A 14,495-nucleotide genomic window follows, 5' to 3' on the forward strand; every position below is an offset into this window, starting at 1 on the left:
CGGCCTTGCGTCGCGAACGGGCCGCGAAGCGGCCCCATCGATTTCAGCGCTGCCGCCAATAACCTGGGGCCGCTTCGCGGCCCGTTCGCGACGCAAGGCCGCTCCTACACAAGGGCCGGTGCTGACTCAGTGAAGCTCGAAAGTATCAGCATCCAGGTTAGCCGGGAACTTGCTGCGGTAAGCCGCCAGCTCCGCCGCCCGCAACACCACCGTGAACACCCCGTCCGCCTCGCCCGCGCTGAGCAGGCTCTCGCCCTGGAAGTCCAGCACCTGGCTGTCACCCGAATAAGCAAAGCCCTTGCCATCGGTGCCCACGCGGTTCACCGCCGCCACATAACACAGGTTCTCGATGCCGCGGGCCGGCAGCAGGCGGTTCCAGTGCTGGCGGCGCGCGGCCGGCCAGTTGGCGGTATACAGCAACAGGTCGGTGTCCTGGGCATCGCGGCTCCACACCGGGAAACGCAGGTCGTAGCAGATCAACGGGCGCACCCGCCAGCCCTTGATCTCGAACTGCACCTGGCGCTCGCCCGGGGTGTAGTGCTTATGCTCACCGGCCATGCGGAACAGGTGGCGCTTGTCATAGTGCAGGATCTCGCCATCCGGCCGTGCCCAAAGCAAGCGGTTGCGGTGGCTGCCATCGGCGGCCTGGATGATCACGCTGCCGGTGACCACTGCGTCGATCCGCTTGGCCTGGGCCTTGAGCCATTTGTAGGTCGGGCCGTTCTCAGGCTCGGCCAGGCGTTGCGACTCCATGGAAAACCCAGTGGTGAACATCTCGGGCAGGATCACCAGGTCGACGTCACCCGCCTGGTCGAGCAATACCTCGAAATGCGCATAGTTGGCCTCGCGGTCATGCCAGGCCAAGGTGGTTTGCACCAGAGCGATTTTCAGGTTGGGCAGTGCACTCAGATCGCGCATAGTTTTTCCGCTGCTTGACGCAGCGTCTCCTCACGTTTGGCAAAGCACAGGCGCACCAGGCGTTGCTCGGGGATAGGTTGCTGGTAGAACACCGACACCGGAATGGTCGCCACGCCATGCTCACGGGTCAGCCACAGCGCCATGTCGACGTCGTTCAGGTCCGGGCGGATCTGCGAATAGTCCACCAGTTGGAAGTAGGTGCCGGCCGCGCGGCGGAAACTGAAGCGCGAACCCGCCAGCAAGTCGCAGAACAGGTCGCGCTTGGCCTGGTAGAAGCCGGGCAGTTGGTCGAGGTGCTCGGGGTGCTCGGCCATGAAGTCCGCCAGCGCGCACTGCAAAGGCGTCACCCCGCAGAAGTTGACGTACTGGTGCACCTTGCGCAGCTCTGCACTCAGGGCCGCTGGCGCAATCACGTAGCCGGTCTTCCACCCCGTCACATGGTAGGTCTTGCCAAACGAACTGACCACGAAGGCACGGCTATACAGCTCGGCATGGGCCAGTACGCTGGCGTGGCCTACACCGTCGTAGACCAGGTGTTCGTAGACTTCATCACTGACCAGGTAGATATCGCGCTCGGCAATCAGCCGCGCCAACTGGTCCAGGTCTTCTCGGGTGATCAACGCGCCGCTGGGGTTGTGCGGCGAATTGAGGATGACCATGCGTGTGCGCGGGCTCAGGGCATCGCTGAACTTCTGCCAGTCGATGCGAAAGTCGCCGTCACTGAGTTGTACATGCACGCAACGTCCGCCGGCCAGCTCTACGGAAGGCTCATAGCTGTCGTAACAAGGGTCGAAGACGATCACCTCGTCACCGCTGTGGATCACCGCCTGAATGGCGCAGAAGATCGCCTCGGTGGCACCGGGGGTGATGGTCACTTCCTGATCGGCATCGACCTTGGCCCCATACAGGCGCTCGACCTTGGCCGCAACCTGCTGGCGCAGGGCCGGCAGGCCGGTCATCGGCGCGTACTGATTATGCCCGGCGGCCACATGCCGGCCCACTGCATCGAGCAGGGCCTGCGGGCCATTGAAGTCAGGGAAACCTTGGGAGAGGTTGAGCGCACCGGTCTGCACGGCGAGCTGGGACATGGTAGTGAAGATGGTCGTGCCGACATTCGGCAGTTTGCTGCGGATCATGGAGCCCTCTTTCCTGGGGACTGAGAGCTATAAGCTACAAGCTTCAAGCCACAAGAAAAAGCGGCATGCATCAACGCCTGCTTTTTCTTGCAGCTTTGAGCTTGTAGCTTGCCGCTAGTTAGCGCTTGTCGCGGCGCTTCTTCTCGGCCTTCTTGTGGTGCGACATCAAGCGGCGCTTCTTGTTGACCTGGCGATCGGTGAGGGTGTTTTTCTTGCCCTCGTACGGGTTTTCACCACCCTTGTACTCGATACGGATCGGCGTACCGACCAGCTTGAGCACGCGGCGATAGGTGTTTTCCAGGTAACGCGAGTACGATTTGGGAATGCTGTCGGTCTGGTTGCCGTGGATCACGATCAGCGGCGGGTTGGCACCCCCCAAGTGCGCATAGCGCAGCTTGATGCGGCGGCCATTGACCAGCGGCGGCTGGTGCTCGCTCACGGCGTCTTCGAGGATCTGCGTCAGGCGGCTGGTCGGCCAGCGGGTTACCGCCGACATGAACGCGGCCTGTACCGACTTGTACAGGTTGCCCACGCCCGTGCCGTGCAGCGCGGAAATGAAGTGGATGTCGGCGAAGTCGACGAAGAATAGCCGGCGCTCCAACTCGGTCTTCACGTAGGCGCGCTCACCCGGCTCCATGCCATCCCACTTGTTCAGGGCGATGACGATGGCGCGGCCGGCTTCGAGGGCGAAGCCCAGCAGGTTCAGGTCATGGTCGACCACCCCTTCGCGGGCATCCATGACGAAGATCACGACGTTGGCGTCCTTGATCGCCTGCAGCGTCTTGACCACGGAGAACTTCTCGACTTCCTCGTGGATCTTGCCGCGCTTGCGCACCCCGGCGGTGTCGATGAAGGTGTACTTGTCGCCATCACGCTCGAACGGGATGTAGATACTGTCACGGGTAGTACCCGGCTCGTCGTAGACCACCACGCGCTCTTCGCCGAGCATGCGGTTGACCAGGGTCGACTTGCCGACGTTCGGGCGGCCGATGATGGCGATCTTGATGCCATCCTTTTCGCTCGGGCCAGGGATGCGCACGGCTTCCTCGCCTTCGGCGACGTCCTGGTCCAGCGCTTCGTCTTCGGCATCGCGTGGCAGGTGGCCGAGCACGGCTTCCATCAGGGCGCTGATACCACGGCCCTGGGAGCCCGCCACCGGGATGGCGTTGCCCATGCCCATCGGCGAGAACTCGGCGCGGGCGACGTCAGGGTCGATGTTGTCGATCTTGTTGGCGACCAGAATCGCCGACTTGTTCCGCTTGCGCAGGTGCTCGGCGATCATCAGGTCTGCTGCGGTCATGCCCGCACGGGCATCGACCAGGAACAGCACATAGTCGGCTTCTTCGATGGCCATGAGCGACTGCTCGGCCATCTTCTCGTCCATGCCCACTTCGTCACCGGTGATACCACCGGTGTCGATCAGGATGAAGGAACGACCCTGCCAGGAGGCATCACCATACTGGCGGTCACGAGTCAGACCCGACAGGTCACCGACGATGGCATCGCGGGTTTTGGTCAGGCGGTTGAACATGGTGGATTTGCCGACGTTCGGCCGTCCCACCAGGGCGATTACGGGAACCATGCGGCTCTCCACTCTTGAATTCTTGAAAATGCAAAGGCCGCTGCAAGGCAGCGGCCGGAGTTTGTGCGGCGTTTCCTACACCGCGGCTCAAGCCCGTTGGCGGACTTGAGCTTAGCTTCAGCGGACGGTCAGTGCCTCGAGCTTGCCGCTGTTGCCGAAGACGTAGATGGTGTCGCCGACCACCAAGGGCCGGGCGCGCAGGCCATCACTGTCGATTCGCTCGCGGCCGACGAAGCGGCCATCGACCTGGCTGAGCAGGTGCAGGTAACCCTCGAAGTCACCTACAGCCACGTAGCTGGAGAACACTTCCGGTGCCGACAGCTGACGGCGAGCCATGGAATCGTTGGTCCACAGGGCGCTGGAAGAGCGCTCGTCGACACTTTCAACGGTACCCGAGGCTTCGCTGACATAGACGTTACCGTAACCCTGGGCGACACCCACGTAGCTGGAAGCATCACGCTGCCACAGCACACGGCCGCTTTCCAGGTCCAGGCCCGCTACGCGGCCCTGGTAGGTGCTGACGTACAGGGTACCACCGGACAGCAGCAAGCCGCCGTCGATATCCACTACGCGGTCCAGCTCGGAACGCCCCTGCGGGATGGCCACGCGGCTCTCCCACACCGGCACGCCGTTGCTGATATCCACCGCGATCACTTTGCCGGTGGACAGGCCGGCAACCGCCATGCGGTTGGTCACGATCGGCGCGCCGGTGCCCCGCAGGGTCAGCACGGCCGGGGTGCTTTCATAGATCCAGCGGCGGTCGCCGGTCGCGGCATCGAGGCCGATCAGGCGGTCGTCCTGGGTCTGCACCACCACCACGTCACCATTGTTGGCTGGTGGTGCCAGCACTTCACTGGTCACGCGTGAGCGCCAGCGCTCTTCACCGGTGCTGGAGTCCAGCGCGATGACTTCGCCTTTGAGGGTACCGAGCATGACCAGCCCGTAACCCACACCGACAGCGCCCGACACCTGCAGGTCGAGGTCTTTTTTCCAGGCCACGTCGCCGGTGATACGGTCGAGGGCGAAGACTTCGCCGTTGACGTCGGAGGCGTAGATACGGTCGTTTTCGATGGCCGGTACCAGGGTGTTGTACGTCTCGCCCTGGCCGTCACCGATCGAACGGCTCCACTGCTTCTTCAGTACCACTTCCTCGGTGAACTTGGTCAGCTCGGCCGGGGGCAGTTCCTTCTTGCTGTTGCTGCTGCAACCCGCGGCCAGAACGGCCAGGGTCAGCACTGCTGCTTGTTTCCAACCGATCACGTCAGGCGTCCCCTTTGGCCAGGTCATCCAGCTTCAATTGCAGGCCACCGACCGCCGCTTCATCGGACAGCGCGGCCTTGGCTTTTTCATAAGCGCTGTGGGCATCGTCGGCGCGACCAAGCTGTACCAGCAGGTCACCCTTCAATTCTTCGCGGCTGGCCAGGAACGCCTTGTCGGCGTCGCCGTCGAGCAGCTTGAGGGCCTCGTCGGCCTTGTCCTGGGCAGCCAGTACACGGGCCAGGCGCTGGCGCGAAATTTCGCCCAGCGTGGTATCGGCAGGCTTGTCCAGCACACCCTTGAGCTCGGCGGCGGCGTCGTCGAGCTTGCCGCTCTCGACCGCGACCTTGGCCACGAACAGGCTGCCATACTGGGCGTAGGCGGTACCGCCGAATTCGCTCTTGAGCTTGCCGGCCAGTTCCGCGACCTTGGTCGCGTCTGGCTGGCCGCTTGGCGTCAGGCTGGTCTCAAGCAATGCCTGGTACAGCTGCGAGGCACCTTGCGACTGGTTGTTCTGGTACTTGTGCCAGGTATTCCAGCCCAACACCACCACGCCGGCCAGCAGGGCACCGGTCAGCAGTGGCTTGCCGTTGCGGTTCCACCAGTCCTTGACCCCTGCCAGGTCATCATCATCTGTACTCGACACCCCAATACTCCTTTTCGCCTATTCGCTTGTTGAACCGCGTTACGCCTGAGCGATTGCGGTTTCCAGGTGCTCAGCCAGAGCATCCCAGGCAATGTTCTGTTGTTCGCCCTGGCCACGCAGGGGCTTCACGCCGATTTCCTGCTTGGCCAACTCGTCGTCGCCAAGAATCAGGGCCAACAGCGCGCCGCTCTTGTCGGCTTTCTTGAATTGGCTCTTGAAGCTGCCGCCACCAGCGTTGACCACCAGGCGCAGGCCCGGCAGGCGATCACGCAGGCTTTCGGACAGGCGCAGGCCAGCCAGCTCTGCCTGTTCACCGAAGGCGCAGAGGTAGACATCGACCTGACGGCTGATCGACTCGGGCACCTTGCCCAGGGTCTCCAGCAGCAGGATCAGGCGCTCGATACCCATGGCGAAACCTACACCAGTGGTCGGCTTGCCGCCCATCTGCTCGACCAGGCCGTCGTAGCGGCCACCGGCACAGACGGTGCCCTGGGCGCCGAGCTTGTCGGTCACCCACTCGAACACGGTCTTGCTGTAGTAGTCCAGGCCACGCACCAGCTTGGTGTTGATCACGAACGGGATGCCGGCCGCATCCAGACGGGCCTTGAGGCCCTCGAAGTGCACGCGGGACGCTTCGTCCAGGTAATCTTCGAGCTTCGGTGCACCGACCAGCACCGCCTGGGTGTTCTGGTCCTTGCTGTCGAGGATGCGCAGCGGGTTGCTCTTGAGGCGACGCTGGCTGTCTTCGTCCAGCTGCTCAAGGCGTGCCGACAGGAACTCGACCAGCGCATCACGGTAGCGCGCACGGGCTTCACTGGTACCCAGGCTGTTGAGCTCGAGCTTGACCGCGTCCTGGATGCCCAGCAGGCCCCACAGGCGCCAAGTCAGCATGATCAGCTCGGCGTCGATGTCCGGGCCATCGAGGTTGAACACTTCCACGCCGATCTGGTGGAACTGGCGGTAACGGCCTTTCTGCGGGCGCTCGTGGCGGAACATCTGGCCGATGTACCACAGTTTCTGCACCTGGCCGTTGCCGGTGATGCCATGCTCCAGCACGGCACGCACGCAGGCGGCGGTACCTTCAGGACGCAGGGTGAGCGAATCGCCGTTGCGGTCCTCGAAGGTGTACATCTCTTTTTCGACGATGTCGGTCACTTCACCGATGGAGCGTTTGAACAGCTCGGTGAACTCGACGATCGGCGTGCGGATCTGGCTGTACCCGTAGGTATCCAGCAGACTGGCCACGGTGCCTTCAAAGTAGCGCCACAGTGGCGACTGTTCTGGCAGGATGTCGTTCATGCCACGGATGGCTTGCAGCGATTTGCTCACGAAAAGTCCTTACGAATGCTGTGTGTCAGCCACGGGCGATCAGCGCCGCGTCGGCCTCGGCCTTCTCGGCCGCTTTCTGGCGGATGAGCTTCTCGAGCTCATCGACCAGGTTGTCATTGGTTAGCTTCTGCGCCGGTTTGCCGTCGATGTAGATCAGGTTCGGCGTACCGCCGGTCAGCCCTACATGGGCTTCCTTGGCTTCGCCGGGGCCGTTGACCACACAACCGATCACCGCCACGTCCAGCGGTACCAGCAGGTCTTCCAGGCGCCCTTCCAGCTCGTTCATGGTCTTGACCACATCGAAGTTCTGCCGCGAGCAGCTCGGGCAGGCGATGAAGTTGATGCCACGCGAACGCAGGTGCAGCGACTTGAGGATGTCGTAGCCGACCTTCACTTCTTCGACCGGGTCAGCGGCCAGGGAGATACGAATGGTATCGCCGATGCCCTCGGCCAGCAGCATACCGAGGCCGACGGCGGATTTCACCGTCCCCGAACGCAGGCCACCGGCTTCGGTGATGCCCAGGTGCAGGGGCTGGATGATCTGCTTGGCCAGCAGGCGATAGGCTTCGACGGCCATGAACACGTCGGAGGCCTTGACGCTGACCTTGAAGTCCTGGAAATCCAGGCGGTCCAGGTGCTCGACATGGCGCAGCGCCGACTCGACCAGCGCCGCTGGGGTCGGTTCGCCGTACTTCTTCTGCAGGTCCTTTTCCAGGGAGCCTGCGTTGACGCCGATACGGATCGGGATACCGCGGTCACGGGCGGCATCGACCACCGCGCGTACACGGTCTTCACGGCCGATGTTGCCCGGGTTGATACGCAGGCAGTCGACACCCAGCTCGGCCACGCGCAGCGCGATCTTGTAGTCGAAATGAATGTCGGCGACCAGCGGCACACTCACCCGTTGCTTGATGCGGCCAAACGCTTCGGCGGCGTCCATGTCCGGTACCGAGACGCGCACGATGTCGACACCGGCATCGACCAGACGCTGGATCTGGCCGACAGTGGCGTCGACATCGTTGGTGTCGGTGTTGGTCATGCTTTGCACCGCGATGGGCGCATCACCACCCACCGGCACATTGCCGACCCAGATTTTGCGGGATTCGCGACGTTTGATCGGAGATTCGCCGTGCATGACTTACTGTCCCAACTTCAGGCGAGCAGTCTCGCCACTGGTGAACGGAGCAACATCGACGGCCTGGCCGTTGTAGCTGACCTGGGCGCCACGGGCAAAGCCCAGGCGTACCGCGAACGGCGGCTTGCCGGTCAGCTCGAGGTTGTCGCCCTTGCGCTTGACGGCGCTGAACAGCACCTTGCCGTTGCCGTCGGAGACCTGGGTCCAGCAATCGGCAGTGAACTGGATGGCGACCTTGGCGCTACCGGCAGGTACTGCGACCGGTGCGGCCGGCTCGGCGGCGGCGACCACAGGGGCAGCAGCGGCAGGTGCCGTGGCAGCAGGTGCTACTGCAGCAGGTGCTGGCGTTGGCGCAGTGGCTGCGGCGGGCACTTGTGCCTGCGCGGCCGGGGCTGGCGTTGCGTTTGCAGCTGGGGTTTGCGCAGGGCTGGCCGGCACTTGCTCGGCGGCGGCAAGCGGCTGTTCGCCAGCGGCCTGCTCCAGCGGCAACGGTGCGCTTTCGGGTTGCTGGCCTGCCGTCACGGCCTGGTCTTCAGGCTCGTCCAGCGGGTGGATCTGCGTGGTGCCGTCGGCGCTCTCGACCTCGACGTGCTCGAGGGCGATCTTGGCCAGGTCCTTGCCCCGCAAGCTGCCCTGGTCCTGCCACCAAACGAAACCACCACCGACCACTGCCACCAGCAGCAACAGGCTGACACCGCGCAGTATGTTGTGCGACAGGCGCACCGGTTCTTCGATGCGGCCCAGCGAATGCACTTCACTGCCCTTGGCGTGGGTACCGGTGTACTGGTCGAAGGCCTCGACCAACGCGGCCTGGTCCAGGTCCATCAGTTTGGCATAGGCGCGGATATAGCCACGGGCGAAGGTGTGCCCGGGCAGCTTGTCGAAGGCGCCGGTTTCCACGTGGTTCAACGAACTGACAGTGAGGTTGAGCTTGCGGGCCACCTCGGCTTGTGACCAGTCCCGCTTCTCACGGGCCTGGCGCAAAAGCTCACCGGGGTTCTGGCCAGGCGCTACTGCTACTTCGGGATGCGCGGCGTTCATCGTTGCTCCGACAGGTATTGCTGATATTCCGGCGTACCGGGATAAAGTCGTTGTAATTGCTGGCCCAGGTCGGCCAGTGTGCCCTGCTCGTCGAATACCCGGGCAAGGCGGCTGCCCAGCAGAAGGCTACGGGCGTCATGGTCGCTCAACCGGCTGAAACGATCGTAGTAGTCCAGGGCCGGCACATAATGCCTGTTTTCGTAGGACAACTCAGCCATTTCCAGCAACGCTCTCGGTTGCTGCGGGTTGAGTTGCAACGCTTTGAACAGATATGTGTGGGCCTGGTCACGACGTTCGAGCTTCAGGGCAGTCAGGCCAAGGTTCTCGTACACGCGGGAGCGTTCAGGATACAGGGTATCGGCGCTGGCCAGGCGAAACATCTGCTTGGCCTCGGCAAATCGCCCCTGAGCATAAAGGAAACTGCCGTAATTGTTGCGAATTCGCGTATCGCCAGGGCGTGCCTGCAGGGCTTTTTGAAAGTGTTTCTCGGCCAACCCCGGCTCACCCTGCGCCTGAAACACCAGCGCCAGGGCGGCGTGTGCGCCGGCATCGCTGGCGTCGAGGGCGAGGGCTTTGCCAAGCGGCGCCTTGGCCTGCTCGGTCAGGCCTTGTTGCAAATACCCAAGCCCAAGCTGCACATAAGCCCTGCCCGCCTCTTCCCGCCCCTGCCGACTGGCCAGCGGATCGCCCGCGCCGCCCGACACGCAGCCGGCCAGCAGCAAAAGCGCAAGGATCGACAGCGCGGCGCGCAGGCTCATGGCTAGGTTCTCGGTCAGTGGCGCGCGGCGCTGTCTGGCAGCTCGGCGTCGGCAGACAACTGGCGCACGGCGATGTAGCGCTCACTGCGGCGGGTGCGGTCGTTGACCTGGCCGACCAGCTGACCACAAGCGGCGTCGATGTCCTCGCCACGGGTGGTACGGGTGGTGACGTTGAAGCCGCCGTGGTGCAGCAGGTCCTGGAAGCGGCGGATAGCATTGTTGCTAGGACGCTCGTAACCGGAATGCGGGAACGGGTTGAACGGGATCAGGTTGATCTTGCACGGCACGTCACGCAGCAGCTCGATCATCTGTGCGGCGTGCTCGGGCTGGTCGTTGACGTCCTTGAGCAGGGTGTACTCAACCGTCAGCACGCGCTTGCCACCCAGGGTGGCCATGTAGCCCATGCACGACTCCAGCAGCACCTTCAACGGGTACTTCTTGTTGATCGGCACCAACTGGTTGCGCAGCGCGTCGTTCGGCGCGTGCAGCGACAGGGCCAGCGACACGTCGATGTGCTTGGCCAGCTCGTCGATCATCGGCACCACGCCCGAGGTGGACAAGGTGACGCGACGTTTGGAAATGCCATAGCCCAGATCATCCATCATGATCTTCATGGCGGCGATGACATTGTCGAAGTTCAGCAGAGGCTCGCCCATGCCCATCATGACCACGTTGGTAATCGCGCGGTCGACTTTGGCCGGGACGGTCCCGAAAGATTTGTTGGCAAGCCACACCTGGCCGATCACTTCGGCGGCGGTGAGGTTGCTGTTGAAGCCTTGCTTGCCGGTGGAGCAGAAACTGCAATCCAGGGCGCAGCCGGCTTGCGACGAGACGCACAAAGTGCCGCGGTCGTCGGTGGGAATGTAGACGGTCTCGACGCAGCTGCCGGAGGCAACGCGGATCACCCATTTACGGGTGCCGTCGGCGGAAATGTCTTCACTGACCACTTCCGGTGGGCGAATTTCGGCAACAGCCTCGAGCTTTTCGCGCAAGGCCTTGCCGACGTTCGTCATGGCGGCGAAATCATCGACGCCAAAATGGTGAATCCATTTCATCACCTGGCCGGCACGGAAGCGCTTCTCCCCGATAGAGTCGAAGAATTGTTCCATTTCCGGCTGGGTCAGGCCCAACAGGTTGATTTTGCCAGTAGATGTCGTCATGGATTCACCCTCACCCGTAAGCTTTCGCTTAGCGAGTGGTTACCTCGGTAGCAGCGAAGAAGTAAGCGATTTCGCGAGCAGCAGCAGCTTCGGAGTCCGAACCGTGAACGGCGTTGGCGTCGATCGACTCGGCGAAGTCAGCACGGATGGTGCCGGCAGCAGCTTCTTTAGGGTTGGTAGCGCCCATCAGCTCACGGTTCAGAGCGATTGCGTTTTCGCCTTCCAGAACCTGAACGACAACCGGACCGGAAGTCATGAAGGCAACCAGGTCGCCGAAGAAGCCGCGCTCGCTGTGCTCAGCGTAGAAGCCTTCGGCTTCGGCTTTGGACAGTTGCTTGATTTTCGAGGCAACGATTTTCAGGCCGGCGTCTTCGAAGCGAGTGGTGATCTTGCCGATGACGTTTTTGGCAACTGCGTCAGGCTTGATGATCGAGAAAGTACGTTGAACAGCCATGGAAAACTCCAGAAATATGAGTGTTGCGAAAAATTAAACCCGCGAATTATACGCGGGTTCCAGGGGATTGCCTAACCTGCAGCGTCGCGCTTAGTCGGCTTCATCAATCCAGGCCGCCTGGATGGCCTCGAGCACTTTCTCACCGCCGCGTGACGGATCGTCGCTGAACTCTGGCAATGCCAGCACCCAGCGGTGCAGATCGACGAAATTCACGTAACGAGGATCGACTTCCGGCTTGCTTTCTGCAAGCTGGATGGCGATCTCAAGTACATCAACCCATTTCAGACTCATGCAAAAATCCTCAGTGGGGCGCTTCGGCAGCGTGGTTGAGCGAATACTTGGGGATCTCGATGGCCAGGTCCTGGTCACCGACGACTACCTGGCAGCCGAGGCGCGACTGGGCCTCCAGGCCCCAGGCCTTGTCCAGCATGTCCTCTTCCAGCTCGTCGGCTTCATCGAGCGACTCGAAACCTTTGCGAACAATGCAGTGACAAGTGGTGCAGGCCTTTACGCCACCGCAGGCGCTTTCCATCTCGATGTGATGGTCGTGGGCCAGCTCCAGGATGTTGGTCCCGGGCGCGACCTCCACGGTCAGCCCCTCCGGGCAGAACTTCTCATGCGGCAGGAATGTCACCAGCGGCATCGGTTACTCCTCGATCTCATTCAGGTTGCGCCCGGCCAGTGCGGCTTTGACCGTCGAATCAAGGCGACGGGCGGCAAATGCATCGGTCACCTGCGACAGACGCTTGGTCTGTTGCTCGATGGCAGGGCCATCGGTGCCGGTCAGCAAATCACGTAGTTCTTGCATCTGGAATTCAATGGCTTCGCGTTCTTCGCTGCTGAGCAGCCGCTGGCCATCGGCGTCCAGGGCGCCCTGCACCGCTTCGAGCAGACGCTCGCCATCAACCTGGTGTTCACGCAGCTGACGCGCCTGCTTGTCGGTGCCTGCGTGCTCGAACGAATCCTTGAGCATGCGGGCGATCTCGCCGTCGGTCAGGCCGTAGGATGGCTTGACCTGAATGCTGGCCTCGACCCCCGACCCCAGCTCGCGGGCCGCGACGCTGAGCAGGCCATCGGCATCGACCTGGAAGGTCACGCGGATCTTCGCGGCGCCGGCAACCATCGCCGGGATGCCGCGCAGTTCGAAGCGCGCCAGGGAGCGGCAGTCGCTGATCAGCTCGCGTTCGCCCTGCAGCACGTGGATCATCATGGCCGACTGGCCATCTTTATAGGTAGTGAATTCCTGGGCACGCGCCACCGGAATGGTGGTGTTGCGCGGAATCACTTTCTCCATCAAGCCACCCATGGTCTCAAGGCCCAGGGACAGCGGGATGACATCGAGCAGCAGCAACTCGCCACCTTCGCGGCGGTTGCCAGCCAAGGTGTCGGCCTGGATGGCAGCACCGATGGCCACCACCTGGTCCGGGTCGATCGAGGTCAGCGGGGTGCGGCCGAACAGACTGCCGACAGCGTCACGTACGCGGGGTACGCGGGTCGAACCGCCCACCATCACCACGGCACCGACCTCTTCCAGCTCGACGCCGCTGTCGCGCACGGCGCGGCGGCAGGCCTTGAGGCTGCGGGCGACCAACGGCTCGATCATGGCTTCAAAGGCCGCGCGGCTCAGCTCGCCCTGCCAGGCACCGTGGCGGACGCTGACAACGTCGGCATCGGTCAGGGCTTCCTTGGCGGCGCAGGCGGCCTGCAGCAACTGGCGCTGGGTGGCGGGGTCGAGATCGGAGGACAGGCCAGCCTGCTCGATGATCCAGCCAGCAATGGCATGGTCGAAATCATCGCCGCCCAGGGCGGTATCGCCGCCGGTGGCCAGCACTTCGAAGACACCGGCCGTCAGGCGCAGGATGGAAATGTCGAAGGTACCGCCACCCAGGTCATAGATGGCCACAACGCCTTCGGCGTTCTGGTCCAGGCCATAGGCCACGGCCGCTGCGGTAGGCTCGTTGAGCAGGCGCAGCACATTGAGGCCGGCCAGGCGCGCAGCGTCCTTGGTGGCCTGGCGCTGGGCGTCGTCGAAATAGGCCGGCACGGTGATCACCGCCCCCACCAAATCGCCGCCGAGGGTTTGCTCGGCGCGCTCACGCAGCACCTTGAGGATATCGGCGGACACCTCCACCGGGCTTTTCGGCCCCTGGACGGTGTCGATGAACGGCATGTGCGACTCACCGCCAATAAAGCGGTAAGGCAGCTGTTCGCCCAATTGCTTGACGTCGGCCAGACCACGCCCCATCAGGCGCTTTACCGACAGCACGGTGTTCAGTGGGTCGCTGGAAGCGGCATCGCGCGCAGCCTGCCCGACTTCGCTGCGCCCTTCGAGGTAGCGCACCGCAGACGGCAGAATGACATTACCCTGCGCATCGGGCAGGGGCTCACTACGACCGCTGCGCAAGGCGGCGACCAGAGAATTGGTGGTACCCAGGTCGATACCCACCGCCAGGCGACGCTGGTGCGGCTGAGGGGTCTGACCGGGTTCGGCGATCTGCAGTAGGGCCATGCTTATCTGAATACCTTAGGCGTCATCACGAAAGACACCGGGTTAATCGTCGAGGCGCTCTTCCAGTTGGCGCACTTCTTGGGCGAGCTTGTCGAGGAATTGCATGCGGCGCATCAGGCGCTCGGCCTTCTCGCGCTCGTCTGCAACGTCCCAACAGGCGGCGAAGTCCTCGTTCAGCGTGTCCTGGGCGACCTTGAGGCGCTTCTTGAACACGCCGACACCCTCAAGGTCGGCTTCGTCCTGCAGCTCTTCGAGCTCTTCGCGCAACTGCATCTGCTGCAACAGGAAGTCGGGGTCGTGGACCGTGACTTCCTGAGGCACTTCATGGCCACCGATGGCCAGCAGGTAGCGGGCTCGGCGCGGCGCATTACGCAGGGTCTGGTAGGCGTCGTTGAGGGCTGCGGATTTTTCCAGCGCTACGCGCTGCTCACGCTCGGAGGCGTCGGCAAAGCGATCAGGATGGACTTCGCGGGCCAGCTCGCGGTAGCGAGTGGCCAGCTTGTCGAGATCCAGGCGGAAGCTTGGCTGGAGGTCAAACAGTGCGAAATGACAAGGAGTACCCACAGCCAG

15 protein-coding genes are annotated in these 14,495 nt (G+C 63.0%); all 15 read right to left on the minus strand.

The annotated features are described in order from the left end of the window. Positions 1-126 precede the first annotated feature (126 nt). Positions 127-918 (minus strand): amidohydrolase, encoded by a 792-nt coding sequence (locus PC358_RS16420; RefSeq protein ID WP_033701169.1) that lies wholly within the window; start codon positions 916-918, stop codon positions 127-129. Further along, positions 906-2,054, minus strand: a complete 1,149-nt coding sequence (locus PC358_RS16425) for a pyridoxal phosphate-dependent aminotransferase (RefSeq protein ID WP_033701171.1) — start codon at positions 2,052-2,054, stop codon at positions 906-908. The genes PC358_RS16420 and PC358_RS16425 overlap by 13 nt, the downstream gene beginning before the upstream one ends. 118 nt (positions 2,055-2,172) lie before the next feature. Continuing rightward, complete coding sequence (gene der, locus PC358_RS16430; protein WP_033701174.1) at positions 2,173-3,636, minus strand: ribosome biogenesis GTPase Der; 1,464 nt, start codon at positions 3,634-3,636, stop codon at positions 2,173-2,175. Positions 3,637-3,753: 117 nt separating this feature from the next. Next, positions 3,754-4,896 (minus strand): outer membrane protein assembly factor BamB, encoded by a 1,143-nt coding sequence (bamB, locus tag PC358_RS16435; protein WP_033701523.1) that lies wholly within the window; start codon positions 4,894-4,896, stop codon positions 3,754-3,756. 1 nt (position 4,897) lies between these two features. After that, on the minus strand, positions 4,898-5,539 hold the full coding sequence (locus PC358_RS16440; RefSeq protein WP_033701175.1) for a tetratricopeptide repeat protein: 642 nt from the start codon (positions 5,537-5,539) through the stop codon (positions 4,898-4,900). Positions 5,540-5,578: 39 nt separating this feature from the next. Then, on the minus strand, positions 5,579-6,868 hold the full coding sequence (gene hisS / locus PC358_RS16445; protein WP_033701176.1) for a histidine--tRNA ligase: 1,290 nt from the start codon (positions 6,866-6,868) through the stop codon (positions 5,579-5,581). Positions 6,869-6,893: 25 nt separating this feature from the next. Continuing rightward, positions 6,894-8,003 (minus strand): flavodoxin-dependent (E)-4-hydroxy-3-methylbut-2-enyl-diphosphate synthase, encoded by a 1,110-nt coding sequence (ispG, locus tag PC358_RS16450; protein WP_033701177.1) that lies wholly within the window; start codon positions 8,001-8,003, stop codon positions 6,894-6,896. 3 nt (positions 8,004-8,006) lie between these two features. Next, a complete protein-coding gene (locus PC358_RS16455; RefSeq protein WP_033701178.1) occupies positions 8,007-9,044 on the minus strand; it encodes a RodZ domain-containing protein in 1,038 nt (345 codons plus the stop codon). Then, positions 9,041-9,802, minus strand: a complete 762-nt coding sequence (pilW, locus tag PC358_RS16460) for a type IV pilus biogenesis/stability protein PilW (protein WP_033701179.1) — start codon at positions 9,800-9,802, stop codon at positions 9,041-9,043. Before pilW ends, PC358_RS16455 begins: the two co-directional genes overlap by 4 nt. Positions 9,803-9,816: 14 nt before the next feature. Next, positions 9,817-10,962, minus strand: coding sequence for a dual-specificity RNA methyltransferase RlmN (rlmN, locus tag PC358_RS16465; protein WP_033701180.1), 1,146 nt, complete (start codon positions 10,960-10,962; stop codon positions 9,817-9,819). A 28-nt stretch (positions 10,963-10,990) separates the two neighbouring features. Beyond that, positions 10,991-11,416, minus strand: coding sequence for a nucleoside-diphosphate kinase (ndk, locus tag PC358_RS16470; RefSeq protein WP_033701183.1), 426 nt, complete (start codon positions 11,414-11,416; stop codon positions 10,991-10,993). 90 nt (positions 11,417-11,506) lie between these two features. Continuing rightward, entirely contained in the window at positions 11,507-11,707 is a 201-nt protein-coding gene (gene iscX / locus PC358_RS16475; protein WP_003248529.1) for a Fe-S cluster assembly protein IscX, read from the minus strand. Between the two features lie 10 nt (positions 11,708-11,717). Then, positions 11,718-12,059, minus strand: coding sequence for an ISC system 2Fe-2S type ferredoxin (gene fdx / locus PC358_RS16480; protein WP_033701184.1), 342 nt, complete (start codon positions 12,057-12,059; stop codon positions 11,718-11,720). A 3-nt stretch (positions 12,060-12,062) separates the two neighbouring features. Then, positions 12,063-13,925, minus strand: a complete 1,863-nt coding sequence (gene hscA / locus PC358_RS16485) for a Fe-S protein assembly chaperone HscA (protein ID WP_033701185.1) — start codon at positions 13,923-13,925, stop codon at positions 12,063-12,065. Positions 13,926-13,967: 42 nt separating this feature from the next. Continuing rightward, positions 13,968-14,489 carry a co-chaperone HscB gene (gene hscB / locus PC358_RS16490; RefSeq protein ID WP_033701187.1) on the minus strand — a complete coding sequence of 174 codons (522 nt, stop codon included), beginning with the start codon at positions 14,487-14,489 and terminating at the stop codon, positions 13,968-13,970. Positions 14,490-14,495 lie beyond the last annotated feature (6 nt).

This window comes from Pseudomonas capeferrum, assembly GCF_000731675.1.
GTDB lineage: Bacteria > Pseudomonadota > Gammaproteobacteria > Pseudomonadales > Pseudomonadaceae > Aquipseudomonas > Aquipseudomonas capeferrum.

What these genes read in the sequence shown, in the direction of transcription:
- PC358_RS16420 (WP_033701169.1), bottom strand. Translation starts at nt 918, where the DNA reads ATGCGCGATCTGAGTGCACTGCCCAACCTGAAAATCGCTCTGGTGCAA.
- PC358_RS16425 (WP_033701171.1), bottom strand. Translation starts at nt 2,054, where the DNA reads ATGATCCGCAGCAAACTGCCGAATGTCGGCACGACCATCTTCACTACC.
- der (WP_033701174.1), bottom strand. Translation starts at nt 3,636, where the DNA reads ATGGTTCCCGTAATCGCCCTGGTGGGACGGCCGAACGTCGGCAAATCC.
- ispG (WP_033701177.1), bottom strand. Translation starts at nt 8,003, where the DNA reads ATGCACGGCGAATCTCCGATCAAACGTCGCGAATCCCGCAAAATCTGG.
- PC358_RS16455 (WP_033701178.1), bottom strand. Translation starts at nt 9,044, where the DNA reads ATGAACGCCGCGCATCCCGAAGTAGCAGTAGCGCCTGGCCAGAACCCC.
- pilW (WP_033701179.1), bottom strand. Translation starts at nt 9,802, where the DNA reads ATGAGCCTGCGCGCCGCGCTGTCGATCCTTGCGCTTTTGCTGCTGGCC.
- rlmN (WP_033701180.1), bottom strand. Translation starts at nt 10,962, where the DNA reads ATGACGACATCTACTGGCAAAATCAACCTGTTGGGCCTGACCCAGCCG.
- ndk (WP_033701183.1), bottom strand. Translation starts at nt 11,416, where the DNA reads ATGGCTGTTCAACGTACTTTCTCGATCATCAAGCCTGACGCAGTTGCC.
- iscX (WP_003248529.1), bottom strand. Translation starts at nt 11,707, where the DNA reads ATGAGTCTGAAATGGGTTGATGTACTTGAGATCGCCATCCAGCTTGCA.
- fdx (WP_033701184.1), bottom strand. Translation starts at nt 12,059, where the DNA reads ATGCCGCTGGTGACATTCCTGCCGCATGAGAAGTTCTGCCCGGAGGGG.
- hscA (WP_033701185.1), bottom strand. Translation starts at nt 13,925, where the DNA reads ATGGCCCTACTGCAGATCGCCGAACCCGGTCAGACCCCTCAGCCGCAC.